This is a genomic window from Stenotrophomonas sp. 610A2 (assembly GCF_030549615.1).
Classification (GTDB): Bacteria; Pseudomonadota; Gammaproteobacteria; order Xanthomonadales; family Xanthomonadaceae; genus Stenotrophomonas; species Stenotrophomonas pigmentata.
In genome coordinates this window covers 1,512,651-1,537,168 of the sequence record NZ_CP130832.1, presented here as the reverse complement: position 1 = coordinate 1,537,168, position 24,518 = coordinate 1,512,651, and the positions used below count along the sequence as shown (strand labels likewise).

Below are 24,518 nucleotides of genomic sequence, written 5' to 3'. Positions count from 1 at the left end.
ACCAAGGCTGATCAATAACTGCCGTCGAAGGCGAAGATCGGCTTGCGCTGCTGCCACAGGCCCTTGGTGAAATCCGGGAACTCCAGGGTCTGGAAGCTGTTGGCAATCGACTGCTCGGACAACGGCGTGATGGCGCTCCAGGTCACGGCGTCATAGATGTCGATCGGCATCGGTGACTTGGCCTTCAATGCCTCGACGAAGGCGTGGATCACGAACCAGTCCATGCCACCGTGACCGGCGCTTGCGGCGGTATCGGCATGCTGCTTCCACAGCGGGTGCTCGTACTGGTCCTGGTAGGTCTTGAACTCTTCCCACTGGTGCGGCGGGCTGCGGCCTTCGATGTGGATGCCGTGGTTGACGTCCATCCACAGGCCCTTGGTGCCCTGCACGCGGAAGCCCATCGAGTACGGGCGCGGCAACGAGGTGTCGTGCTGCAGCAGGATGGTCTCACCGTTCTCGCAGGCCAGCGTGGTGGTGACGATGTCGCCGAGCTTGAACTTGACCTTGGTGCTCGGATGGGTGGTGCCGCCGCTCTTGGCCACGGTGTACTCGTGCAGGCCGCGCGCCTTGCTGGCGAAGGCATTGATATGGGTGAAACGGTTGCCGCGGTTGATGCCGGTATACATCGCGCACGGGCCGATGCCGTGGCTGGGATACAACTCGCCATTGCGCTGTACGGAATGCTCGGTGCGCCAGCGTGCTTCCGACCAGCCCTTGGCGCCGAACTCCACGCCGCTGTCATAGGGATGCTCCGGCGTGCCGTCGTTGAACTTCACCCCGCGCAGGTCGTGCTGGTAACCGGCCTGCAGATGCACCAGTTCGCCGAACAGGCCCTGGCGCACCATCTGCAGCGCGGCCATCACGTCACGGCGGTAACACACGTTCTCCAGCAACATGTAGGGCGTGCCGGTGCTGAGCTGGGTGTTGAGCACATCCCAATGGTCCTGCAGGGAGATGCCGGCGACCACTTCGCAGCCCACCGCGACCTTGGCCTGCATCGCAGCGATCGCCATCGGTGCATGCAGTTCCCACGGGGTGGCGATGATCACGCCATCCAGGCCGCGCTGCTCCAGCAGGCGCTTCCAGGCGTTCTGGTCACGGTCCGCACCGTAAGCCTGCGGTGCCGGCTTGCCTGCCTTGGCCACCATGGCCATGGCGCGGCCGAGCATGATCGGCTCGATGTCGCACAGGGCAACCACTTCGACGTCGTCGCGGCGTACCAGTTCCTTCAGCAGTACCTGGCCACGCATGCCGGTGCCGATCACGCCCAGGCGCACCTTGCGACCACGTGCCCACGCCGGGGTGTTCGGCAACAGGCTGGTGGCGGCCAGGGCCGCGCTGGCCATGATGAATTCCCTACGCTTCATTGTGTTTCCTCTTTCAGGGGTCGTGCCGGTCATGGCAGGCGTGCCGCGACCGTGCTGACGGTGTCACTGTCTTCCCCCTCATGCAATGCATGAGGGGGAAGCGCTGCTGCGTGGATCAGAACTTGTAGGTCGCGGTCACGCTGTAGATGCGGCCGAAGTTGTTGGTGTAGCCGGCGAAGTTCATCCAGTCGTTCGGGTCGTAGAACGGCAGGCGGTTGAACAGGTTCTTCACCGTCACGCCCACGCTCAGCTTCTCGATCGGACGCCAGTTCACGCTCAGGTTTGCCGTCCACCATGCCGGTGCGCCACCGCAATGGCCCGGGGCCAGGTCGAGGTAGCTGCCGGTGCAGGTCTGTGCGTTGTTGTCTTCGGCGTCGATGCGGTCATAGGCCCACTTGGTACCGCCGACATAGTTCACGTAGAAGCCGGTGTCCCAGTTGCCATACGTCCAGTTGGTGTTGAACGTGGCGCGCACCATCGGGTTGTTGTAGTAACCAACCACGTTGCCGTAGTACCAGCCGTCACCGTTGTCGGAGTTGTACATGTTGCGATTGGCAATTGTCGCGGCCACGCCGATGTTCAGGCGGCCCCATTCACCCAGGTCGAAGCGGCTGCGCAGGTCCACGTCGAAGCCGTCGATCAGGGTGCGGCCACGGTTGCTGTACTGTCCGATCACGCTGGCGACGTTACCGATGCTATAGCCCGGCAAGGTGCCCGGACAGGTGACGCCACTGGCCGGGTCGCTGCACATGGCAGCCAGCGCAACGAGGTTGGACTTGTCGGACTCGGTGATAGGGAAGCGGGTCATCGAGTCGATGTCTTCTTCCTTGCTGTAATCCGGCGCGACGATTTCATCGCGGCGGTATACGAACCAGTAGTCGGCCGACACCGACAACCAATCGGTCGGTTCCAGCACGAAGCCCAAGGTGGCGATCTTCGCCTTCTCCGGCTTCAGGTCCTGGTTGGGCTGGGTCATGCGCGCCACGTTGCGGCTGCAATCGCTGTTCCACAGGCTGTTGCCCAGGTCCTTGTCGACGACGCGGTTGGACTGCCGCAGCAGGCCCGCGATCGCATTGGTTTCGGCACAACGGACTTCATCGCGGTAACCACCGATCTGCGCATACACGCCACCGCTACCAGCCTCGGCGAGGCTCGGTGCACGGAAGCCTTCCGAATAGGTACCGCGCAGCATCAGCTGCGGCAGCGCCTGGTACTTCAGGCCGATCTTCGGCGCGGCGTTGGCGCTGAAGCCCGGGTACTTGTCCAGGCGCAGTGCCAGGTCCATCTCGAGCTTTTCGGTGAGCGGTGCCACGGCTTCGGCGAACAGCGCATAGGTATTGCGCTTGCCGTCGAACCACGAGCCGCCCTGCTGGGTGATCAGGCCGTTTGCGGCATCCGGGTTACCCGGCGTGTAGAAGGTCTCGCGGGTGGCGTTGAAGCCGAATGCCGCGCGCACTTCGCCGGCCGGCATGTTGAACAGCGGGCCTTCGATCTTGCCGTCCAAGGTGTGCAGGCGGGTCCACGACTCGATGTCGAAGGTCGGGAAGGCTTCGCGTATCAGCGCCGCATTGGCTTCACTGATCTCGCCGAACTTGTAGGCCGGGTGATCGGAAATGATGACGCGGCCGGTGCCCGGATCGATGGTGTAAGGACCAAAGGCCTTCTCGAAGCCCTTCAGGTTGACGTTGGTGGTCTGGTAGGTGACCGAATGCGAGCCGGCGGTGGCGAACGCGGTTTCCCAGTTCCAGTCACCGGCGCTGCCGCGCAGACCAGCAACGGCGCGGTAGCTCTCGTCGGTGTTGCGCTGGCCGAAGTGGCCACCGCCAACGTCCTGCAGCAGATAGCCCAAACCGACCACACCGCCATTCATCGCCTTCAGTTCCGGGCTGGCGTGGTTGTATTCGTTGTTCGGGCCGAGCCACGGGGTCAGGAACTGGTTGACCGTGTTGCCGGTGTTGCGCGAGAACCAGCTCTGCGGATTGCCGGTGGTGGTGCCATACGCACGCGGCGTGCCGCCATTGGCATGCAGGTCGATGTCGGTATAGGTGACTTCGGCAAACGCTTCGGTGGTGTCGTTGAGCTGGAAATGACTGTTGACGTAGGCAGTGACGCGCTTGGAATCAGCGCCGCCATTGATCTGCCGGTTCATCCAGGTCTGCCAGATGCAGCGGGTGCCGCTGCTGACCTGCAGCACGTTGTTGCAGCCCGGTGCAGCCTCATCCCTGCGCGCGCCGGTGACCGGGTCGATGGCGTAGTAGTAGCCCGGATTGAACACACCGGGCGCACTGCCGGTGTCCAGTCGCAGGTTCTTGATGTAGTCCGGATTGTTGACGTAGAACTGGCCCGGGTTCTTCAGGTACCACTCGCTGTCCGGAATACCGTCGCGCTCATACAGATTGACGCTGGCATAGACGTTGTAGCCATCCTCGGCCATGTCGCCGAAACCGCCGGTGACACTGGCCTGCTTTTCACCGAAGGAATCAAAGCGCGAAGCGGTGTCCCAGGTGCCGCTGACTTCCAAGCCCTGGTAGCTGCTCTTGGTGATGACGTTGATCACGCCAGCCACCGCGTCGGTACCGTACACGGCCGAGGCGCCATCGGTCAGCACTTCCATGCGCTCGATCACCGCGGCAGGAATGGCATCGATGTTGACGAACTGGGTCTGGAAGCCAGCCGGTGCACCGTAGTACGACAGGCGGCGACCGTTCAACAGCACCAGCGTGCCCTGTGCACCAAGGCCACGCAGATTAGCCTGCGACGCGCCGTCGGAGCCGGTGAACAGGGACTTGGAATCGACCTGGCCCGGTCGTGCCGCTGGCAGATTGTCGAGCACCTGCAACAGCGTGCGTGCACCCATGTTCTGGATGTCCTGCTTGCTGATCACCTGCACCGGCGATGCGGTTTCCACATCGGTGCGACGGATGTTGGAACCGGTGACCTCGATGCGGGACAACTCGGTGGTCTTGTCCTTTTCCTTTTCAGCCTTGTCCTGCGCGAAGGCAGGTGCGGCGATGGCGAACAGCACGCTGGCGACAGCCAACGATAGCGGGGCTTGCAAACAGCGTTTGGCACTGCGGTTGGCTGGCAACATCGGGGTTCTCTCCTGGCAAGGGCACGCAAAAAAAGCAGTTGGCGGGCAAAGCGATCCCATGCCACGGTTCTTGGACCGTAGCCGGGGGTAATCCGGTGGGAGGAGCGGTGTTACGGGTGGGTCATGGGGCGAGGATGTCGGCGGAATCGCCCTCCTCGCCGATCAGTACGGCGTTGGCCCAGTTGGCGCAGACCTGGGACGGTTGGCTACCCTGCGCGCCCAAGGTGCGCAGGCTCAATTTGGAAAGACCGCGGATGTCGAGCTCGGGCTTGACCACACCCGGCGCTTTCACGAAGCCGCTGTCATAGAGCAGGCGATCATCACCCCAGACCTGGAACTGGAGTCCGCCGGCTTGACGGCATTGGTCGTCGACGCCGAGGTCGGCGCGCAGTGTTTTCCACTGCCCCTTCAAGCTCATGTCGATGCGGCTTTGCGCGCCGACACCGAGGCCGCGGCGGAACTGCAAGCCGTTCATGCGCATCGGTACCGCGGCGGCAAACGAACGATCGGCATGCACCTGGGCGGCCAATACGGCCGGCAGCGGCAGCTGGGAGAGGTATTGCTGCCGCGCCGGCCGCTCAGCCGTTTGCTGCTCGAGGATGTGGAAGGTGGACAGTGCAATCGGGCCAACATCGCGCGGCTGCAGTGCATCCACCGCACGTGCGGTGCTGCCCTGCGCTGCGGTCACCATCGGATCGGCACCGCTTGCGCCATCACCGTCGGGGTTCTGCACGCTGAGCACGCGGAAGCGCAGCAGGCGACCGGCATGGGCAGGGAAATCGATGCGCTGCAGTTCCTGCTTCAGCTGCAGCTGACCGCTGGCAATCGGCTTGCCCCACTCGCCATTGCTGTCGGCCATGTAGATTTCGTAGTCACGCACCTGGCCATGTTTCCAGTGCTGGTCATTGCGCGGTGCCAGCTCGATGCCGTCGATCAGCTTGCGTTCGCCAAAGCCCACCACCCATTCGTGGGCGCCGGTACGGATGGCTTGGTTGCGCACGCTACGGAACCAGGTTGCCGGATCATCGTCGAAAGCATTTTCCAGCGGATGGCCGGGCTCTTCGGCCGGACGGTTGACCACCAGCAGGCTGTCGGACGGCAGCGCGCGGCCCAGCTCCGGTGCGTTCGGGAAAGCGTCGTCAGCCAGTGCGGCGGCGACCGGAAAATCCAGCTGCAGTTTCAACGGCGCACGGATGTCCTGCGTGGCAGTACGCACGTGCAGCGTGCCCTTGCGTTCCTTGGTGTCGAAGTACCAGCCTTCGCTGGCTGCCTGCAGTGCAGCCGCATCGGCCAGTTTGGGCAGCGCCCGGCCATCCGCCTGCACTGCGGTAGGCGCAGTGCGATTCAACACGCGCAGGCCGTAACGGCGCTGCGCCAACTGACCTTGATACTCGCCCTGTACCGGCGCGATCTCCACCTGCACCGGACCACTGCCCTGCGCCGGTGCCTGCACGCGGATCTGCTGCGTGCTCGATTCGCCCTTCTGGTAGCGGCGGGTGCTGCCATCGTCTTCGTACAAGGTGTAGCTGGATTCGCCCTGCGGATACAGATCGAAGGTCACTTCATCCAGCGGTTTTTCGCCATCGAACAGCATTTCCGGATACATCGGCAGGATCGCACCGGCACGCACGAATACCGGCAGCGTCGCCAGTTCGACCGGGCGGTCGAGTTGCTTGCCGGTAGCACCGGCCTGCAGATGGCGGCCGTCCCAATAGTCGTACCAGCCGCCAGCCGGCAGATGGATGTCGCGGCGCCAACCACGGCTTGCCGCCTGGCTGCGATAGACCGGCGCGACCAGCAGATCGCGGCCGAGCAGGAACTGGTACTTGTAGGTTTCGTCCTGCGCGTGCGGGTCCTGCGGGTTGTCCCACATCAGTCCGCGCACCGGCGGCGCGCCGCTTTGTGCGGCGTCATGCACCAGCCCGTACATATACGGGGTCAGGCGCATTTTCAGCTTGAGGTAGTCGCGGTTGATCGAACGGTAGGGCTCATCGAAAGCCCAGGGGTGCTTGCGCGCATTCGACGACCAGCCGGACATGCCCATCAGCACCGGAGTAAAGGTCTTCCACTGCAGGTCGCGGGTAAAGGTCTCGGCGCTGCCGCCGAAGATCGCATCAACGTCGCCGCTGGCATAGGCCATGCCGGACAGGCCCGAACCCACCAGGGTCGGCACGTGCCAGCGGATGTAGTCCCAGCTGCTGCTCTGGTCGCCTGTCCATGCAACCGCATAACGCTGGATGCCGGCCCACCCCATCACCGTCCACAGGAACGGGCGCGAGTCGGAATTGTTGAGAATGCCGTCGAAGGCCTGGCGGTTGGCATCCATCGCGAACTGATAGCCCTGCCCGGTCCAGGCCACGTCCAGCTTCTGCACGCGACTGCCGGCCTTGCCGACTTCCCAGGCGATCTTGTCGACGCCGTTCTCGGTCCACAGGCCGGTCTTGAAGCCGTACTTGACCAGGCCCTGCACGGTTTCCGGCAGCTGCTTGTAACCGCAGCCATAGCCGTCGTTGGGCAGGATCCAACCGCCCGGCATATCGTTCTCGCGATACTTGGCGGCAACGCTGTTGACCACGTCGATGGTGGTGCCGGTGGGGCCATCGCTCCAGCCTTCGGGCACGCTGCCGGGCTTCTTGATGTTGTCGCCGTCGTTGTAGCAATCGGCATCGCCGTAGGACAGCGCCCAGCGCGCGACCATGTTCGGCCGGCCGGTCAGCTGGGTGTAGCGTTCCAGCAGCCGCTGCAGATCATTGCCGACGAAGTAATAGGCGTCGAAGCGATCCTCGCGGTGCAGCAGCGTGGCCTGGTCCGGCTGGCGCAGGTCATAGCTGCCGTCGCTCCAGGTATTGCGCAACATGCCCCAGCCGCGTGAGCTGAGCAGCATCGGCGCCGGGCTCGGGCGGTCGCCCTCTTCCCAGCCACCGGAATAGGAAACTTCAAGCTCGCGGCCCTTGAACTGGAAACGGCCGTTCTGTTGGCCGCCACCGTAGAAGGCTTCATCTGCCTGCGAGGACAGCACCTGCACGCTCTGCTCGGCGGACAGGTCCAGCGGCTGCTGCTCCTGCCATAGCGACACCGGCTTGCCACCGTCCAGACGCTCCAACCGCAGCTGCAGGGGCTGCCGCTGCACATGCAGGACCAGCGCCGGGGTACGCACGCGGATCTCCTGCGCGTCTTCTTCCAGCTGCGCCTGCACCTGCTGCACGGGCTGCGGCAACACGATGGGCGCGGCCTTGTCGCCAGCGCCGGTCAGTTTGCCGTTGCGGCCGGCCTGCACATGCACGATGTCGTTGGCCAGCACCTCGATGCGCAGGGTGCTGCCGTTGTCACTGCGTACGTCCCAGGCTCGCACGCCGTCGCGGCCATCGCTGGCGGTGACGGAGCGCAGATTGCCGATGGGCTCGGCCTGTGCGGTCACTGCCGGCAACAACAGGGCCGAAAGCAGCGCCAGCAGCAGCGGCGATTGACGAACGCAGTGTTCCACCTTGCCTCCAACCCGTTCAACGGGCGTTTCGAAACCGAGTGCGCCGACTCTAGGGCAGGAAATCGAAAGATGTCAACAAAATGAAAGCAAAAGATAAGTAAGATTTCTTGCAATCGAAAGATGGTGCACAGCACCAACTTTCACATCGCGAAGCTGAGCGCATTCATTGCTGCGAAAGGGTTTCCCGGGAAACCTTTCGCTTCGGACGATTCTCAAGGCAGCAAAGTCGAATCAAATAATTTCTTTCGTTTTGCTTTCGGTATTTGACATTTCGAAAGAAAAGAAAGATGGTGCGCTGGCCAATCAGGAATCACACATGGATGCCAACCTGCTTCACGATCTGACCGCCTGGCAGCGCCTGGGCGGATCCGATACCGCTACCGAAATCGCCCAGCAGCCCGCGCTGTGGGAAACGCTTGCCATCGACCTGCAACAGGCCAGCACCCGCCTGCAGGATTTCCATGGGCAGCGCCTGTCCGATCCGCGCCAGCGGGTGATCTTCACTGGCGCCGGCAGCTCCGGTTTCATCGCCGAGATGGTGGCCGACACCATCAATGCGCAGTGGCCGGCCGAAGTGCGCGCCGTGCACACCACCAGCCTGCTCACCCACCCGGCGCTGTACCTGCAGCGCGACCGCCCGACCCTGCTGGTGTCGTTCGGCCGCAGCGGTTCCAGCCCGGAAAGCGTGGCCGCCGTCGACCGCGTCCGCGCCGACGTCGACGATGCCCGCTTCCTCGACATCACCTGCAATGCCGAAGGCGAGCTGGCCCGCCGTGGCGCCGGTCGCGACGATACCTGCACGCTGCTGATGCCGGCCGCCAGCTGCGACCGCGCCTTCGCCATGACCAGCAGCCTGAGCTGCATGCTGCTGACCGCACTGACCGTGTTCGACAGCGCCCCTTGGGCCGAGCGTGTACAGCGCCTGCAGCAGGTTGCCGCACTCGCGCGCCAGGGCTTGGATAACTGGGATGCAGCGGTAGCTGCACTCGCTGCGCAGCCATACAACCGCGTTATCTACCTTGCCAGTGGTCCACTGGAAGCGCTGGCCCGCGAGGCTGCGCTGAAGGTATTGGAGCTCACCGCTGGCCGCGTGCTGGCCCTGGCCAATACCCCGCTGGGTTTCCGCCACGGTCCCAAGTCCACGCTCAATGATGAAACCCTGGTCGTCGTGCTGCGCAGCGCCGAACCGCTGTCGCGTCGCTACGAGCAGGATCTGCTGGAAGAACTGCGCGGTGATGGCGTTGCCGGCAAGGTATTGTCGATCGGCCCGCATTCGGACCTGGGCATCCACGACGACTACACCTTGTCCGCGCCTGCCCTGCCTGACAGCTGGCTGGCGCCGGTATGGCTGCCGTTCGCCCAGCTGTACGCACTGCAGCGCTCGGCCGCACTCGGCCTGACCCCGGACAATCCGTTCCCGGACGGCACCGTCAACCGCGTGGTCAAGGGCGTCACCATCCACCATGGCTGATACCCGCGCCCCGGCCTGTTACGGCATCGACATTGGCGGTACCAAGATTGAACTGGTGGCCTGCGATGCCGCCCTCCAGGTCGCGTGGCGCAAACGCATCGCCACCCCACAAGGCGACTACAACGGTTTCCTGCAGGCAGTGGAAACGCTGGTTGCAGATGCCGATGCAGAGCTCGGCCAACGCGCGCAGGCCATCGGCATCGCCCTGCCCGGCGTGCGCGAGCGGCGCAGTGGTCGCCAGCTCAGTGCCAACGTACCGGCACTGACCGGCCAATGCGTCAGCGCCGATCTGCAGGCGCGCCTGCAGCGGCCGCTGCATTTCGGCAACGACCTGCAATGCTTTGCTTTGTCGGAGGCACACGGCGGCGCGGCGGATGCTTACCCCAGCATGTTCGGTGCCATCCTCGGCACCGGTGCCGGCGGCGGTTACTGCCTGCACGGCAAGCTGGTCGGTGGCTTCAACGGCTTGGCCGGCGAATGGGGCCACTGGAGCGTGCCAGCCAACCTGCTGCAACGGCACGGCCTGCCACTGCTGGATTGTGGCTGCGGCCTGCGCGGCTGCGTGGAGCGCTATGTCTCCGGCAGCGGCGTGGCAATGATCGAACGCCATCTTGGCGGCAATGCGGCCAACGCCAGCGAAGTCATCGCCCAGGCCGAAGCTGGCGATACCCGCGCCATGCAGGCGCTGGACATCCACCGCGATCTGCTCGGCCATAGTTTCGCCGCGCTGATCCTCGCGCTGGACCCGCACGTCATCGTGCTCGGTGGCGGTCTGTCGCAGTACGCGCCGCTCTACCAGCAGCTGCCCGCGGCCATCGCCGCACATCTGTTCAACGGCGTGGAAGTGCCGCCCATCGTGCCACCGCGCTTCGGCGATGCCGGCGGTGCCCGTGGTGCCGCCCTGCTCGCCTGCCAACCCGCTTACCTGATTCCCGGAGCTTGACCATGTCACCGCTGCAATCCCTGCTTGCCTCTCATCGCCAAGGCCACAATGTCGGCCTGTACAGCGTCTGCTGCAGCAACGAACAGGTGTTGCGCGCTGCAATGCATGTGGCCGCGCAGCACGGCACCGTGCTGCTGATCGAAGCCACCTCCAACCAGGTTGACCAGTTCGGCGGCTACACCGGCATGACTCCGTCGCAGTACCGCGCCTATGTGGAAGCGCTTGCTGATGAGGAAGGCTTCCCGCGCGCGCAGCTGATCCTGGGCGGCGACCATCTCGGTCCCAACGCGTGGCAGAAGCAGCCGGCCGCCGAAGCGATGGCCAATGCGCGCGTATTGATCGATGCCTACGTCGCCGCCGGCTTCCACAAGATCCATCTGGACTGCAGCATGTCCTGCGCTGACGACCCGACCCCGCTGCCGGACGCAACCGTCGCCGCGCGCTCGGCCGAACTGGCGCTGATTGCCGAAGCGACCGCTGCAGCCATGGGCCTGCCGCCGCCGGTCTACGTGATTGGTACCGAAGTGCCGATCCCCGGTGGCGAGGCCTCGTTGGCAGGCGGCTTGGCGGTGACCACGCCGGCCGCTGCCGCGCAGACCCTGGCCATCCACCAGCAGGCGTTCGATACGCCGGATCTGCGCGATGCCTGGCAGCGCGTGATTGCAATGGTGGTGCAGCCGGGCGTGGACTTCGACCACAGCAGCGTGCACGAATACGATGCCGCCGCTGCCAGCGAGTTGGCCGATTTCCTCGAACAGCAGCCGCGCATCGTGTTTGAAGCGCACTCCACTGACTATCAGCGCGAGTCCGGCCTGCATGCATTGGTGCGCGATCACTTCGCCATCCTCAAGGTCGGCCCTGCGGCAACGTTCGCCTACCGCGAAGCGCTGTTCGCACTCGCCGCGATCGAAGCCGTACTGCTGCCCGCCGCGCAGTGCTCGAAGCTGCCACAGGTGCTGGAACAAGTGATGCTGGCCAAGCCGAAGAACTGGCAGGCGCATTACCACGGCGATGAAGCCACGCTGCGTCTGCTGCGCTCCTACGCCTTCAGTGACCGCTGCCGCTACTACTGGGGCGAGCCGGAACTGCTGCAGGCTGTGCAGACATTGTTCGCCAACCTCGAAAAGCACACCCCGCCGCTGGTGCTGCTCAGCCAATACCTGCCGGGCCAGTACGTGGCCGTGCGGGAGGGCCAGCTGGCCGCAACTCCCGCCGCCCTGGTGCAGCATCGCGTCGGCCAGTGCCTGGGCGAATACGCGCGCGCCTGCAGCGCCAATCAGGCAGGTGCGCGCAAGCAAAGCGAAAGTTTGCGCACCCAAAACCTTGCGAACGGTTAATCTCCGCTTTCAAACGCACAAGAGAGCTGACCATGCGCAATACCCGTCCCCGCCGACAGCAGATCCTGCAACGCCTGATCGACCAGGGCTCGGTGCAGGTTGCCGAACTGGTTGACCAGTTCGGCGTGTCGGCGGTGACCATCCGTACCGACCTGGGCCACTTCGAGGCCCAGGGCCTTGCCACGCGCACCCACGGTGGCGCAACGCTGGTACGCATGCCGCCGCTGGAACAGGACATCCACGAGAAAGATGCGCTGAACCTGTCGCTGAAGGAATCCATCGGCATGCGCGCCGCGCAGCTGGTGCAACCCGGCGACAACATCATCATCGACTCCGGCTCCACCACCATGACCCTGGCCCGGCACCTGCGCGATCACCGCGATGTCACCGTGATGACCAATGGTCTGAACATTGCCTGGGAGCTGGCCAACGCACCGGCGGTCAACGTGCTGCTCACCGGCGGCCTGCTGCGCAAGCAGTCGCTGTCGCTGCAGGGCAGCCAGGCCGAAGCCAGCCTCACCTCCTACAGCTTCGACACCTTGTTCCTCGGCGTGGACGGCCTGGACCTGCAGTTCGGCCTGACCACCCATGACGAAGCCGAAGCCCGCCTCAATCACCGCATGGTCGAGCGCGCACGGCGCATCGTGGTGCTGACCGACGCCTCGAAATTCGGCCGCGTCAGCCTGCACCGCATCGCGCGCCTCGACCAGATCCACGCCATCATCACCGATACCGGCATCGACGATGCCACCCGCGAGGGACTGCAGCGCCAGGGCATCGAAGTGATCACCGCCGAGCCACCGCTATGACCGCTACCCGCAGCCTGTACGGCCGCATCCTCACTCCCTTGGGCTGGCGCCGCGGCCACGTCCACTTCGACCAGCAACTGCGCACGCTGGACGTGGAAGACCATGCTGGCGACGGCAGCGATCTGCCTATCATCCTGCCCGGCTTCATCGATCTGCACGTGCATGGCGCAGCCGGCGTGGATTTGATGCAGGGCGGCGATGTCGCCCGCCGCATCGCCCACACCCATGCGCGCTACGGCACCACCACCCTGCTCGGCACCACCATGACCGCCGAGTACGCCGAGATCGAGAACGCCCTGCGCGGTGTAGCGCAGGTGATGGCGACGCCCGATCCCGATGCTGCGCAGATCATCGGCGTGCATCTGGAAGGTCCCTTCATCAGCCCGCAGCGTTTGGGCGCACAGCCACCGCGGACGCTGGAGGCAACGCTGGAGTCGGTGCAACACCTGCATGCCCTGGCCCCGATCAAGGTGCTGACGATCGCACCGGAGATCGGCCAGCACACCGCCTTGATTCCAGCCTTGGCCGCAATGGGCATCCGCGTGCAGATCGGCCATAGCGCCGGCACGTACGAAGATGCGGTCGCTGCATTGCAGGCTGGCGCGGTTGGCTTCACTCATCTGTTCAACGGCATGACCGGCGTTGATCACTACAAGCCCGGTATCGCTGCTGCCGCATTGGCGCATGCGGAATACGCCGAACTGATTCCCGACCTGCAGCATGTGCATCGCGGTGCCATCCGCATGGCGGTGCGCGCGATCCCGCGCCTGTATGCCGTCACCGATGCCACCGCCGCCACCGGCATGCCCGATGGCGAATACGCACTGGGCGAACAACGCGTGCACAAGTGCATGGGCTGCGTGCGGCTTTCGACCGGCTCATTGGCCGGCAGCGCACTGACCATGGACCAGGCGCTGCGCAACCTGGTCGATGTCGGCCTGGACCTTGCCGACGCCTCGCAACGTGTTTCCACCATCCAGGCCGATTACCTGGATCTGGAAGACCGCGGCCGCATCGCGCCGGGCCTGCGTGCCGACATGGTGGTATTGGACCCGCAATTGAAATTGCAGCAGGTATGGATAGCCGGCACCCCCGTCGACCCAAGCTGACCCGCTCCATGTAGTGCCGAGCCATGCTCGGCAGCCTTCCGTTCCGGTAGCCATATCACCGGAACACGCCACGCACCCGCACGGCAAACCGGGCAGGGCCCGGCACCACAAAACCAGCCCCAGGAACGCGCCGATGACCGACACCACTTTTGCCGTGCCCGCCAGCGACGCCGCGCCGCGTTGGCCCGTGCGCTATCTCCTTTTCATCGCCGGTCTTGGCGGCCTGCTGTACGGCATCGACATCGGCATCATTGCCGGCGCCCTGCCCTATCTGGAAGCGACCGCCAGCCATGCCTGGCAGCTGAGCAGCCAGCAGATGGGCTTCGTGGTTGCCGCCGTATTGCTGGGCAGCGTGTTGTCGTCGCTGTTCGCCGGCATGATCGCCGACCTGATCGGCCGCCGTGGCGCGATGATGCTGGCCGGCGTGCTGTTCACAGCCAGCATCCCGATCATGGCGCTGGCCTCCGGCTATACACCGCTGCTGCTTGGACGCCTGTTGCAAGGCATCAGCGGCGGTTTGATCGGCGTTGTGGTGCCTTTGTATCTGGCCGAAGTGCTGGGACCGGAACGACGCGGCCGCGGCGCGGCAATGTTCCAGCTGCTGCTGACGGTAGGCCTGGTGCTGGCTGCCTTGATTGGCCTGTATCAGGCGCATTCGGTGGATGCAGCGACCGAGTCGGTGCGCAACCTGCCACTGGTGCAGCAGGCGCAACACCTGTTCGCGGTGAAGGACCAGGCCTGGCGCACGATTTTCTGGACCTGCCTGCTGCCGGGCGTGGTGTTCTGCATTGGCCTGTTCTGGCTAAATGAATCACCGCGTTGGCTGGCACGTCGCGGTCGCATCGATGCCGCGCGTCGCGGCCTGCAGGCCACGCTGCCGCCGTCACAGGTGGAAGCCACGCTGGCGCAGATCCAGAATCCAGTCATCGCGAAAGCCGAAGGCGAGCGCGACCGGCTTTTCAGCCGCCGCTACATGGTGCCGTTCGTGCTGGCCTGCCTGGTGCTGGCCTTCACCCAGGCCACCGGCATCAACTCGATCCTCGCTTACGCGGTCAACATCCTCAATCAGGCTGGTCTGCCCGGTGCAGCTGCGAACGGCGCGGATGTAGCGATCAAGCTGCTCAACGTGATCATGACGCTGGTCGCCTTGTTCCTGGTGGATCGCAAGGGCCGCAAGTTCCTGTTGATGATCGGCAGTGGCGGCATCTGTCTTGCCCTGCTGGCGGCAGCGATGCTGTTCTTCAAGGCCGAGCAGGGCCGCGCCGATGTGCAGCAGGTGTTGCAGCGTGCGGTGCAGGCAGATGGCCTGCAGTTGCAGCTGGATGCGGCGCAATGGCATCAGCTGGCCGGCACCCGCAATCGCGACGGGCAACCCTCGCAGCTGACGGTGTCGTGGAGCTATGGCGGCTTCAGCGATGTGCGTTCGCTGCGCAGTGATAACCCCAGCGATCAGCAGCTGTTGATCGAGCGCTCCAGCACCGTGCATGCCGACAGCGTGATTGGCCGTTTCTTCCGCAGCCTGCACCTGAATCCCTTCCCCGACCCAAGCGCCGCAGCCGAGGCACCGTTGCGCATCGAGCAGGCCTGGATCGGTGCGGTGCCGCCGGCTTCGCATGGTTGGGCGGTGGCGGCCTGCATCCTGGTATTCGTGGCGTTCTTCGCGGTCGGCCCGGGCGTATGCGTGTGGCTGGCCTTGTCGGAGTTGATGCCAAACCGCATCCGCTCGAACGGCATGAGCATCGCGCTGCTGATCAACCAGTTCGTGTCGACCACGATAGCGGCGGTGTTCCTGCCGACGGTGGGCCACTACGGCTACGCCAGCATGTTCCTGTTCTGGGCGGCGTGTACGTTTGCGTTCTTCCTGATTGCCGCGTTCTGGCTGCCGGAAACCAAGGGCAAGACGCTGGAGCAGATCGAGGCGCATTTCCGCTGAGGGTTGCAAGGCGGGAATCAAAAGCCCCCTCATCCGCCCACCTGTCCCTTCTCCCGCAAGCGGGAGAAGGGACAGGTGGGCTTTTCTGCTATCGGATAGTTGCCCGCGCAGAGCGCAAGCAATGCACCAGCCCCCAGCAATGCCAGCCTTCCCTTCTCCCGCTTGCGGGAGAAGGTGCCCGAAGGGCGGATGAGGGGGCTTCTACGCTTCTACGCTTTTGAGCTTTTGAGCTTTTGAGCTTTTGAGCTTTTGAGCTTTTGAGCTTTTGAGCTTTTGAGCTTTTGAGCTTCTGAGCTTCTGAGCTTCTGAGCTTCTGAGCTTCTGAGCTTCTGAGCTTTTGAGCTTTTGAGCTTTTGAGCCTCAAAGCTTTCCCAGCTTCCAGCTTCCACTTCACCCAACCCCACAAACGCAAACGGCCACCCGAAGGTGGCCGTTGCTGCAAACAGGCGCGGCCTGTTGGCGGGATTACTCGGCGGAAGCCTTGGCAGCCAGGCGAGCAGCCTTGGCCTGCTGGGCAGCAGCCAGATCTTCCTTGATGCGGGCAGCCTTGCCTTCCAGGCCACGCAGGTAGTACAGCTTACCGGCGCGAACCTTACCGCGACGCTTCACTTCGACCGAGTCGATGATGGCGCTGTGGGTCTGGAAGACGCGCTCGACGCCGTAGCCGTGCGAGATCTTGCGCACGGTGAAAGCGGAGTTCAGGCCAGCATTCTTGGTGCCGATGACGACGCCTTCGTATGCCTGCACGCGCTCACGGTTGCCTTCCTTGACCTTCACGTTCACCACGACGGTGTCGCCCTGGCTGAACTTCGGCAGTTCGCGGGTGATCTGGGCGGATTCGAATTCCGCGACGATGGACTTGTTCAGCTTGCTCATTGGGTTACACCGATTGTTCGGGGTGGGCGTGTCGGTATCGACAGCTTAGGCTCATACAGTCGCCGGATTGCGCTGCACGTTATTGTTCTGGCACCACGTCAAGCCATTCAGCCGACGGGAACTCGTAATTCTAACTTACTGTCCGCCCTCGGCGCCAGTAGCTTGTTTGAATGAATCTGCAAGCGCCTGCCGGGCCTCGGCCAGCAGCTTGCGGTCGGCCTTGTTCAGGCCAGCCTCGTCCAGCAGGTCCGGACGCCGCAGCGACGTGCGCAGCAAGGATTGCTGGCGGCGCCAGGCGGCAATGGCGGCATGGTTACCGGAGCGCAGCACGTCCGGCACATCGCCCAGCGCATGGCTGGCCGGATGACTGTAGTGCGGGCAATCCAGCAGTCCGTCACCTTCAAAACTGTCCTGTACCGCAGATTCGGCGTCGTTCAAGGCACCTTCCTGCAGACGGGTCACCGCATCGATGATCACCGCCGCACCCAGCTCACCGCCGGACAGCACGTAATCACCAATGGAAACCTCCTCGTCCACCTCGCTCGCCAGAAAGCGCTCGTCCACGCCTTCATAACGACCGCACAGCAGGATCATCCGCGGCAAGGCTGCAAGTTCACGAACCTTGGCCTGGTCCAGCAGTCGCCCCTGCGGGCTCAGGTAGATCACCGGTGCCGGCGTCGGATCTGCCTCACGCGCAGCCGCAAGGGCAGCGCGCAGGGGCTCGATCAGCATCACCATGCCCGGGCCGCCGCCAAACGGACGGTCGTCCACCCGGCGGTAATTGCCCTCGGCATAGTCGCGCGGGTTCCAACCATGCAGTTCCAGCAGTCCCCGCTCCTGCGCACGACCGACCACGCCCAGCGCGGCAGATTGGGCGAGAAATTCCGGGAACAGGCTGATGACGTCTACACGCACGGGCTTTAGAACTCCGGATCCCAGTCGACCACGATCAGGTTGGCCTCGAAATCCACGGATTTGACGAAGTCGCCCATCACGAACGGAATCATCCGCTCACGGTCGCCGCGGGTAACCAGCACGTCGTTGGAGCCGGTACTGAACAGATGCGAGGCGATACCCAGCTTGACGCCTTCGACGGTCTGCACGTCCAGGCCTTCAAGATCGACCCAGTAATACTCATCCGCGCTCGGCGGCGGCAAGGCGCTGCGGGCGACGTAGATCTCGGTCCCGCGCATGGCCTCGGCCACGTCGCGATCGGTCACACCCGGGAAGGTCGCCACCAGGGTCTTGCCCGAATCACGGCCACGTACACCGGTCAGCTCGGACTCCTGCCCCGCGGGGGTACGCAGAATCCAGGGCTGGTATTTGAAAATGGCGGAACGTGGCTCGGTCCAGGACTCAAGCTTCAGTTCGCCGCGCACACCAAAAACGCCGGCAACCCTGCCCAGCAGGATCCGGCGCTCGATATCTTTCTTCATATAGCAGTCGGGCCGCGCTTTCGCGCGGCCCGCCAGGATCAGGCCGCAGCGGCCTGGGCCTTGGTCGCTTCCTTGTACAGGTTGCGAACCTTGTCGGTCAGCTGGGCGCCGTTGGCAACCCACTTGTCGACAGCGGCGATATCCAGCACAACGCGCTGCTCAGCACCCTGGGCAACCGGGTTGTAGTAACCGACGCGCTCGATGTTGCGGCCGTCGCGGGCGCTACGGACGTCGGTGACGATGATGTGGTAGAACGGACGCTTCTTGGCGCCGCCGCGGGTCAGTCGAATCTTGACCATGGTGGTGTTTTCCTATGTTGCCCAGTCGCCAGGATGGCGCGGTAAGCCGGCGATTATAGCGACCACTCCGCCCCATTCCAACCCCAGCCCTGATCGAAAACCTGAACAAGCGCCATTCCGCGCTTGAGCTGGCGGCACGCCCGCCCTGCAGGCTCGATCTTCGCACTCAGCCCCTCCCCCTTTTAGCTTGGCAGCTACTACCGCCAGCTCGCTTCCGGTGTCCTGTTCAGCACATGGGGAATATGATTCGCATATGAATCATATATTCGATCAACGGAGCGACCGATGGGCATCGTGAACATCGACGACGAACTGCACGACAACCTGCGCAAGGCCAGCACCGTGTCTGGCCGCTCCATCAATGCCCAAGCCGGGTTCTGGATCAGGATCGGCATGCTCTGCGAGCTGAACCCGCAGCTGAGCTTCCAGGAGCTGGTGGCGCGCGAACTTGCGGCAGCCGGGGTGAGCCCGGCAAGCATGCGGGTGGCAGAGGCATGATCAAGCAGCCGCACGAACTTGCATTGATGGCCGAATCCGGGCGCCTCCTCGCGTCAGTGTTCGAAGCATTGAACAAGCTGCCGCTGGAGGGCTTGAGCACCCTGCAGGTAAACGACTGGGTCGAGCGTTTCATCGTCGATCAACTGCAGGCGCGCCCAGCCAGCAAGGGCCAGTATGGCTTCGCCTATGTACTCAACAGCTCCATAGATACGGTTGTCTGCCACGGCGTGCCGTCATCGAAGGACATCCTGCGCAGTGGCAGCATCGTCAACCTGGACATCACCCTGGAGAAGAACGGCTACATCGCCGACTCCAGCCGCATGTTCCTGATCGGCGAGGTGAGCCATCAAGCCAAACGCCTGGTGCGCGTCACCAACGAAGCCATGTGGAAGGGCATCGCCACGGTGCGCCCCGGCGCAACCCTGGGCGACATCGGCTTTGCGATCAACCGCCACGCCAAGGACGCCGGCTATTCGGTGGTGAAGGAATACTGCGGCCACGGCATTGGCCGCGAAATGCACGAAGAGCCGCAGGTGCTGCATTACGGGCATCGTGGCGCCGGACTCGAACTGCAGGCCGGCATGACCTTCACCATCGAACCGATGATCAACCAGGGCCGTGCGGCGATCGACAACCACGATGATGGTTGGACCGTGACCACACGCGATGGAAAGTTGTCGGCGCAATGCGAGCATACCGTCGAGGTGACGGAGACCGGCGTGCGCGTATTGACCCTGCGCGATGAAGAACGGGCCATCGCGCAGAAGCTGCTGGGCGCGCTGGTGTAGGAGCGGCGTAAGCCGCGAAGCTGGCATTGCTGGAACCCTTGGTAGATATGCCATCTGATGATGTATCTGCTTCGCGGCTTACGCCGCTCCTACAAAAGCCGGACTGCTCATCGTCAAAGTGATCACCCAAAAAAGAAGGCCCGGCATTGCCGGGCCTTCTTCATTCACAGATCGCGATCAAACAACTGCAATCACCAGATCACAACCCGCTTGTCATCGCCACGCACCATCGCATCACCGGCCTTGCACTGGAACGCAGCGGCATACGACGGCATGTTGGACGGCGCACCGTTGGCACGGAAGTTGGCCGGTGCATGCGGGTCGGTGTTCAGGCGCACGCGCAGCTCGCCTTCGGTGAAGTTACGGCGCCACACGGTGGCCCAGTTCATGAAGAAGCGCTGGTCCTGGGTATAGCCATCGACCGGTACGTTGAGCTTCTCGTCTTCCTTCAGCGCCATCTGCAGCGCGTCATAGGCAACGGTCAGGCCGCCGAGATCACCAATGTTCTCGCCGAGGGTCAGCTTGCCCTTGACGTTGACGCCCGGCAGCGACTCATAGCCGTCGAACTGCGCGACCAGCTGGTCGGTGCGGCTGTTGAACGCAGTGCGATCAGCGTCGGTCCACCAGTTGTCGAAGTTGCCATTGGCAGCGAACTGGCTGCCCGAGTCGTCATAGCCGTGCATCATTTCGTGACCGATGACTGCACCGATGCCACCGTAGTTGAGCGCCGGATCAGCCTTGGCGTCGAAGAACGGCGGCTGCAGGATGGCAGCCGGGAACACGATCTCGTTCTTGGTCGCGTTGTAGTAGGCGTTGACGGTCTGCGGGGTCATGCCCCACTCGGTCTTGTCCACCGGCTTGCCGATCTTGGCCAGCATGTAGCGGTAGTTGAACGCCTGCGCGGCCTGCACGTTGCCCAGGTAGCTGTCGCTGTTGGTGGTCAGGCCCGACCAGTCGCGCCACTTGTCCGGGTAGCCGATCTTCGGGGTGAAGCTGGCCCACTTCTCCAGCGCCTTCTTCTTGGTGTCCTCGCCCATCCACGGCAGGGTTTCCAGGCGTGCCTTCAGTGCGACCGACAGGTTTTCCACCAGGTGCTGCATGGCCACCTTGGATTCGGCCGGGAACACCGCGTCCACGTACAGCTGGCCCAGTGCTTCACCCATCGAGCCGTTCACCGAATCCAGCACGCGCTTCCAGCGCGGCTGCATTTCCTGCTGGCCGCGCAGGGTCTTGCTGAAGAAATCGAAGTTGGCCTGCTCGAAGTTCTTGCTCAGGTACGGCGCAGCGTTGTCCACGGTGTGGAAACGCAGGTAGGCCTGCCAGGTGGCGGCCGGCACGTCGCCCAGCATCTTGTCCACTTCACCGAAGAAGCCCGGCTGGGCCAGCGAGAACTTGTCCTTGGCCGGGATCTGCAGCGTGTCGAACAGCGCGGTCCAGCTGAAGTTCGGGGTCTGCTTGTCGGCGTCGGCGGCGCTGAGCGGGTTGTAGCGCTTGGCCGGGTCACGCAGCTCGATGCGCGTCAGCGAAGCCTTGGCCAGGCGGGTTTCGAAATCCATCACCGCCTTGGCCTGCTCCTTGGCCTGCGCGGCATCAACGCCGGACAGGGTCAGCAGCTGCTCGATATAGGCCACATAGGCCTCGCGGATCTTGGCCTGCGATTCGTCGAAGTAATAGCCCTTCTCCGGCAGGCCGAGGCCACCCTGGCCGACATAGGCGATGACGTTGGACGAATCCTTGAAGTCCGGGCTGGCATACAGCGAGAACAGGAAGCCATTGCCCTGCGCATAGGCATCACGCAGGTAACCGGTGATGGCGGCGGTGTCATTCAGCGCGGCGATCTTGTCCAGCTCCGGCTGCAGCGGCTTGATACCGGCAGCCTCGATGGCAGCCTCGTCCGAACCGGTCTTCCAGATGTCGCCGATCTTGGCTTCGTTGGAACCGGCGGCAGCCTTGCCAGCGGCCGCCTGCTGGACCAGCGCGTGCTGCACTTCCAGCGAGCGCTCGCGCAGGATCTCGAAGCTGCCCCAGGTGGTCTGGTCGCCCGGCACCGGGTTGGCCTTGAGCCACTTGCTGTTGACGAAGCCGTTGAGGTCAGCGCAGGCCTGCACGGCCGGATCCAGGTCGGCGGCGTTGAGCGAGATCAGCTGGGTCTTGAGCTGCGACTGGTCAAACGCGGCCTTGGCTTCGGCAGCCGGCGCGGCGGGCGCGGTATCGGTCTTGCCACAGGCAGCGAGCGAGGCGGCGATTGCAACCGTCAGGGACAACGGGACGAGCTTGGAAAACGACATGGACATCTCCGGCCAAACAGGGAAAGGCCGCACAGGTGGCGCGGCGCAACCTTGGAGGGTAAAGGATCAGCCCGTATCGCGGGACCCGCCGAAGGTCACGCCCGCCGCGCCCCCCCGCACCGGCAATGCCGACGGAGGCCTGCGCTGCAACGGCGGCAGCGCAAAGGTCAATCCAGCCAGCGCGCCGCCCGTGGGCGTCTGGCACTCCGCACAAACCAACCCTGTGCGACACTGCCGCGACGCGGACAAGAGCGTCCACCCCTCGGGAATCGCCCATGCATTGGCTACGCGCAGCTGTGCTCTGTTTCGCCGCGATCTGCTGCCATGTCGCCCACGCACAGGCAGGCTCGCCGCCCGCCGCAGCCACAACGCCCACCGCTGCGCAGCCCAATCCAAACATCCCGGAACCGATCGACAGCGCGCTGATCGTGATCCGCGCCGATACCGACGAGCGTCTCGCCATCTCCGCGATCGAGCGCGCCGGCCAGCCCGATCCCACCACCGCGCTGGGCCCAGGGCTGGAAGCGATCACCCGTTCGGTGGACCAACGCAGGCAAGCCCTGTCGCCCACGCAACTGCGCAGAGTCCCGATCATTCGCCTGGAGAGCCTTGACCGGCACTGGCAGTTCGACGCCAAGCGCTTTGCGCGCTGGCGTGACGCCCTGCAGACCGCAACCGAACCGTATGCCGCGGACGCCGCAGAGCTGGCACGTCGCCGCGCCAGTTGGCAGCTCACCCGTGAACATCCAAGCGATATCCCGCCGGTGCTGCTGAGCCGCATCGATGCCCTGATCACGCTGCTCACCCGAGCCGAGCAGGCGCTTGCAGTACCGCTTTCCCGGCAAATGGAACTGAGCGCCCGCGCCAATGCCCTGGAGACCCGGCTGCAATCCGGCCACGCCGCCGTCACCGATGCCATTGCCTACCTCGATCGCCAATTGCTGCAGATAGACTCGCCACCGCTATGGCAGGCTGATGCGGGTTCTGCCGATCAGCCCGCAGCAGCCAGTGATGCCCTTACCTCCGGACTGCAGATCGAACTGGAGTTCAGCCGCGCCTACGTGAGCGAGCACCGGCGCACACAGTTCCTGTTCCACGGGATCCAGATATTGCTGATCCCGCTATTGCTATGGGGCTGGCATTACCGCCGGCGGGCGCCCGCCAACGGCAATATCGAAGCTGCCACACAACGCGTGCTGGCCCGGCCGGTATCGACCTGGCTGCTGCTGTCTACCATGGTGATGCTGGCGATCGAGCCTGACGCCCCCTTGCTGACCTTGCAGATAGGCATGCTGTTCGCGCTGGTTGCGGTGCTGCGGCCGCTGCCGCCGGGCAGCCGCCGATTGCTGGGCTACTGGCCGTTGGTCGCCTCGTTGCTGTACCTGCTCGGCAGCCTGGGCATCTTCTTCCTGTCCAGCAACGTCGCATTCCGCTACTACACACTGGCGCTGACCGTCGTCGCCATGCTGCTGACCGGACTGGTGCAATGGCAGGCTTACCGCAGCGGCCACGCCAGTACTACCGGGCGCACGGGGCAGGCCTTGCGCATGGCGGCATGGGCCGCACAGGGCTTGTTCGCCGTGTCACTTGCAGCCAACGTTGTCGGCAACCTCACGCTGGTGGAGATGCTGACCAGCGCGATCATCGACAGTGCCTACTTTGGCCTGCTGCTCTACGTCGGCATCGCCGTGCTGTTGAGCCTGCTGCACCTGCTGCTGAGCCGGCCCAGCCTGGCACGCTACCGGCTTACCCGTGATCATGCGCCGCCGTTGTTGGCGCTGCTCGGCCGGCTAGGCATATTCGCCGCGGTCGTCGGCTGGGTGGTCTATGCGATGGACAGCTTCCGCATCCTGCGGCCGATCTATGCCTTGCTGAGCAGGCTGCTCTCGCATGAGTTCTCCATTGGTGAATTCAGTCTTTCGCTCGGCCACGTGCTGGCCTTCATCGCGGCAATCACCATTGCCTTCTGGGCCGCGCGGATAACCCGCTTGCTGCTGCAGGATGTGCTCCAGCATGGCGCCAACATGTCGCGCGGCATCGGCAACAGCATCGCCTCGCTTGCCTCGTATGCGGTACTGATGCTCGGCGTGATCATCGCGTTGTCGGCCGCAGGCTTCAAAGGCAGCCAGCTGGCGCTGCTGTTCGGCGCACTCGGCGTCGGAATTGGTTTTGGCCTGCAGAACGTGGTCAACAACTTCGTTTCCGGCCTGATCCTCATGTTCGAGCGGCCGATCCAACCAGGCGACGTGGTGGAGGTCGGCACCATCAACGGCCGCGTGCGCGACATCGGCATGCGCTCCACCCGCATCAAGACCTTCGATGGCGCCGATGTGGTGGTCCCCAACGGCACCCTGCTCTCCGAGCCGCTGGTCAACTGGACCCTGCTCGACCGCAACCGGCGCATCGAAGTGAATGTCGGCGTTGCCTATGGCAGTGACCCACAGCAGGTTCTGGCACTGCTTTCCAATTGCGCCAGGCAAACCGCCGGTATCGCCAGCGAGCCGGCCATCGCCGCGCTGTTCGTTGGCTTCGGTGCCAGTTCGCTTGATTTCAGTGTTCGCGCCTGGACCCGCGACTACGACAACTGGCTCAACATCCGCAGTGAGCTCATCACCCGCATCCACGCAGCATTGCAGGAGGCCGGGATCGAAATCCCCTATCCGCAGCAGGATGTACATGTGCGCAGCTTGCCGACGGCAACGCCGGATCCATCGACCGAGCCGCCACCGGCAGCTGCTTGAAGGCGGCTACGGCTGCGAGTTCCAACATAGCTCCCTGCTGTCCGCCAA

17 protein-coding genes are annotated in these 24,518 nt (G+C 64.1%); 9 read left to right on the top strand and 8 right to left on the bottom strand.

The features are described from left to right. Nucleotides 1-11: 11 nt before the first annotated feature. From Q5Z11_RS06855 to Q5Z11_RS06845, 3 genes are all read right to left on the bottom strand, one after another. Nucleotides 12-1,367 carry a Gfo/Idh/MocA family protein gene (locus tag Q5Z11_RS06855; protein ID WP_303749286.1) on the bottom strand — a complete coding sequence of 452 codons (1,356 nt, stop codon included), beginning with the start codon at nt 1,365-1,367 and terminating at the stop codon, nt 12-14. Between the two features lie 115 nt (nt 1,368-1,482). Continuing rightward, nucleotides 1,483-4,458 carry a TonB-dependent receptor plug domain-containing protein gene (locus Q5Z11_RS06850; RefSeq protein WP_303749285.1) on the bottom strand — a complete coding sequence of 992 codons (2,976 nt, stop codon included), beginning with the start codon at nt 4,456-4,458 and terminating at the stop codon, nt 1,483-1,485. Nucleotides 4,459-4,579: 121 nt separating this feature from the next. Beyond that, nucleotides 4,580-7,942: a TIM-barrel domain-containing protein gene (locus Q5Z11_RS06845; protein ID WP_303749284.1), complete on the bottom strand. Its 3,363-nt coding sequence runs from the start codon at nt 7,940-7,942 to the stop codon at nt 4,580-4,582. Nucleotides 7,943-8,258: 316 nt separating this feature from the next. Between Q5Z11_RS06845 and Q5Z11_RS06840 the strand changes: the two genes are divergently transcribed. From Q5Z11_RS06840 to Q5Z11_RS06815, 6 genes are all read left to right on the top strand, one after another. Then, on the top strand, nt 8,259-9,413 hold the full coding sequence (locus Q5Z11_RS06840; protein WP_303749283.1) for an SIS domain-containing protein: 1,155 nt from the start codon (nt 8,259-8,261) through the stop codon (nt 9,411-9,413). Beyond that, the gene (locus Q5Z11_RS06835; RefSeq protein ID WP_303749282.1) at nt 9,406-10,356 is read left to right on the top strand and encodes an ROK family protein; all 951 of its coding nucleotides are present in this window, start codon (nt 9,406-9,408) and stop codon (nt 10,354-10,356) included. The genes Q5Z11_RS06840 and Q5Z11_RS06835 overlap by 8 nt, the downstream gene beginning before the upstream one ends. A 2-nt stretch (nt 10,357-10,358) precedes the next feature. Further along, nucleotides 10,359-11,693, top strand: coding sequence for a D-tagatose-bisphosphate aldolase, class II, non-catalytic subunit (locus tag Q5Z11_RS06830; protein ID WP_303749281.1), 1,335 nt, complete (start codon nt 10,359-10,361; stop codon nt 11,691-11,693). Between the two features lie 26 nt (nt 11,694-11,719). Further along, on the top strand, nt 11,720-12,502 hold the full coding sequence (locus tag Q5Z11_RS06825) for a DeoR family transcriptional regulator (protein WP_303749990.1): 783 nt from the start codon (nt 11,720-11,722) through the stop codon (nt 12,500-12,502). Then, a complete protein-coding gene (gene nagA, locus Q5Z11_RS06820) occupies nt 12,499-13,611 on the top strand; it encodes an N-acetylglucosamine-6-phosphate deacetylase (protein WP_303749280.1) in 1,113 nt (370 codons plus the stop codon). The genes Q5Z11_RS06825 and nagA overlap by 4 nt, the downstream gene beginning before the upstream one ends. Before the next feature lie 133 nt (nt 13,612-13,744). After that, a complete protein-coding gene (locus Q5Z11_RS06815) occupies nt 13,745-15,544 on the top strand; it encodes an MFS transporter (RefSeq protein WP_303749279.1) in 1,800 nt (599 codons plus the stop codon). Nucleotides 15,545-16,009: 465 nt separating this feature from the next. On the opposite strand, the gene rplS is transcribed toward Q5Z11_RS06815, so the two are convergent. The 4 genes from rplS to rpsP all read right to left on the bottom strand — a co-directional run bounded on the left by rplS (nt 16,010) and on the right by rpsP (nt 18,155). Continuing rightward, nucleotides 16,010-16,420 (bottom strand): 50S ribosomal protein L19, encoded by a 411-nt coding sequence (gene rplS / locus Q5Z11_RS06810; RefSeq protein WP_057626601.1) that lies wholly within the window; start codon nt 16,418-16,420, stop codon nt 16,010-16,012. A 135-nt stretch (nt 16,421-16,555) separates the two neighbouring features. Beyond that, on the bottom strand, nt 16,556-17,335 hold the full coding sequence (gene trmD, locus Q5Z11_RS06805) for a tRNA (guanosine(37)-N1)-methyltransferase TrmD (protein ID WP_303749278.1): 780 nt from the start codon (nt 17,333-17,335) through the stop codon (nt 16,556-16,558). Nucleotides 17,336-17,340: 5 nt separating this feature from the next. Then, nucleotides 17,341-17,856, bottom strand: a complete 516-nt coding sequence (gene rimM, locus Q5Z11_RS06800) for a ribosome maturation factor RimM (RefSeq protein WP_303749277.1) — start codon at nt 17,854-17,856, stop codon at nt 17,341-17,343. Nucleotides 17,857-17,894: 38 nt separating this feature from the next. Then, nucleotides 17,895-18,155 (bottom strand): 30S ribosomal protein S16, encoded by a 261-nt coding sequence (gene rpsP / locus Q5Z11_RS06795; RefSeq protein ID WP_054664242.1) that lies wholly within the window; start codon nt 18,153-18,155, stop codon nt 17,895-17,897. 285 nt (nt 18,156-18,440) lie between these two features. On the opposite strand from rpsP, the gene Q5Z11_RS06790 reads away from it, so the two are divergent. Both Q5Z11_RS06790 and map read left to right on the top strand, forming a co-directional pair. Next, nucleotides 18,441-18,653: a ParD-like family protein gene (locus tag Q5Z11_RS06790; protein ID WP_303749276.1), complete on the top strand. Its 213-nt coding sequence runs from the start codon at nt 18,441-18,443 to the stop codon at nt 18,651-18,653. Then, nucleotides 18,650-19,441, top strand: coding sequence for a type I methionyl aminopeptidase (gene map / locus Q5Z11_RS06785; RefSeq protein WP_303749275.1), 792 nt, complete (start codon nt 18,650-18,652; stop codon nt 19,439-19,441). The genes Q5Z11_RS06790 and map overlap by 4 nt, the downstream gene beginning before the upstream one ends. 191 nt (nt 19,442-19,632) lie before the next feature. Here map and Q5Z11_RS06780 read toward each other — a convergent pair whose 3' ends face one another. After that, a complete protein-coding gene (locus Q5Z11_RS06780; protein ID WP_303749274.1) occupies nt 19,633-21,729 on the bottom strand; it encodes a M13 family metallopeptidase in 2,097 nt (698 codons plus the stop codon). Nucleotides 21,730-22,004: 275 nt separating this feature from the next. Here Q5Z11_RS06780 and Q5Z11_RS06775 point away from each other — a divergent pair, with 275 nt between their 5' ends. Next, nucleotides 22,005-24,470: a mechanosensitive ion channel family protein gene (locus Q5Z11_RS06775; protein WP_303749273.1), complete on the top strand. Its 2,466-nt coding sequence runs from the start codon at nt 22,005-22,007 to the stop codon at nt 24,468-24,470. Nucleotides 24,471-24,518: the final 48 nt, after the last annotated feature.

What these genes read in the sequence shown, in the direction of transcription:
- Q5Z11_RS06855 (WP_303749286.1), bottom strand. Translation starts at nt 1,367, where the DNA reads ATGAAGCGTAGGGAATTCATCATGGCCAGCGCGGCCCTGGCCGCCACC.
- Q5Z11_RS06850 (WP_303749285.1), bottom strand. Translation starts at nt 4,458, where the DNA reads ATGTTGCCAGCCAACCGCAGTGCCAAACGCTGTTTGCAAGCCCCGCTA.
- Q5Z11_RS06840 (WP_303749283.1), top strand. Translation starts at nt 8,259, where the DNA reads ATGGATGCCAACCTGCTTCACGATCTGACCGCCTGGCAGCGCCTGGGC.
- Q5Z11_RS06835 (WP_303749282.1), top strand. Translation starts at nt 9,406, where the DNA reads ATGGCTGATACCCGCGCCCCGGCCTGTTACGGCATCGACATTGGCGGT.
- Q5Z11_RS06830 (WP_303749281.1), top strand. Translation starts at nt 10,359, where the DNA reads ATGTCACCGCTGCAATCCCTGCTTGCCTCTCATCGCCAAGGCCACAAT.
- nagA (WP_303749280.1), top strand. Translation starts at nt 12,499, where the DNA reads ATGACCGCTACCCGCAGCCTGTACGGCCGCATCCTCACTCCCTTGGGC.
- Q5Z11_RS06815 (WP_303749279.1), top strand. Translation starts at nt 13,745, where the DNA reads ATGACCGACACCACTTTTGCCGTGCCCGCCAGCGACGCCGCGCCGCGT.
- rplS (WP_057626601.1), bottom strand. Translation starts at nt 16,420, where the DNA reads ATGAGCAAGCTGAACAAGTCCATCGTCGCGGAATTCGAATCCGCCCAG.
- rimM (WP_303749277.1), bottom strand. Translation starts at nt 17,856, where the DNA reads ATGAAGAAAGATATCGAGCGCCGGATCCTGCTGGGCAGGGTTGCCGGC.
- rpsP (WP_054664242.1), bottom strand. Translation starts at nt 18,155, where the DNA reads ATGGTCAAGATTCGACTGACCCGCGGCGGCGCCAAGAAGCGTCCGTTC.
- Q5Z11_RS06790 (WP_303749276.1), top strand. Translation starts at nt 18,441, where the DNA reads ATGGGCATCGTGAACATCGACGACGAACTGCACGACAACCTGCGCAAG.
- map (WP_303749275.1), top strand. Translation starts at nt 18,650, where the DNA reads ATGATCAAGCAGCCGCACGAACTTGCATTGATGGCCGAATCCGGGCGC.
- Q5Z11_RS06780 (WP_303749274.1), bottom strand. Translation starts at nt 21,729, where the DNA reads ATGTCGTTTTCCAAGCTCGTCCCGTTGTCCCTGACGGTTGCAATCGCC.
- Q5Z11_RS06775 (WP_303749273.1), top strand. Translation starts at nt 22,005, where the DNA reads ATGCATTGGCTACGCGCAGCTGTGCTCTGTTTCGCCGCGATCTGCTGC.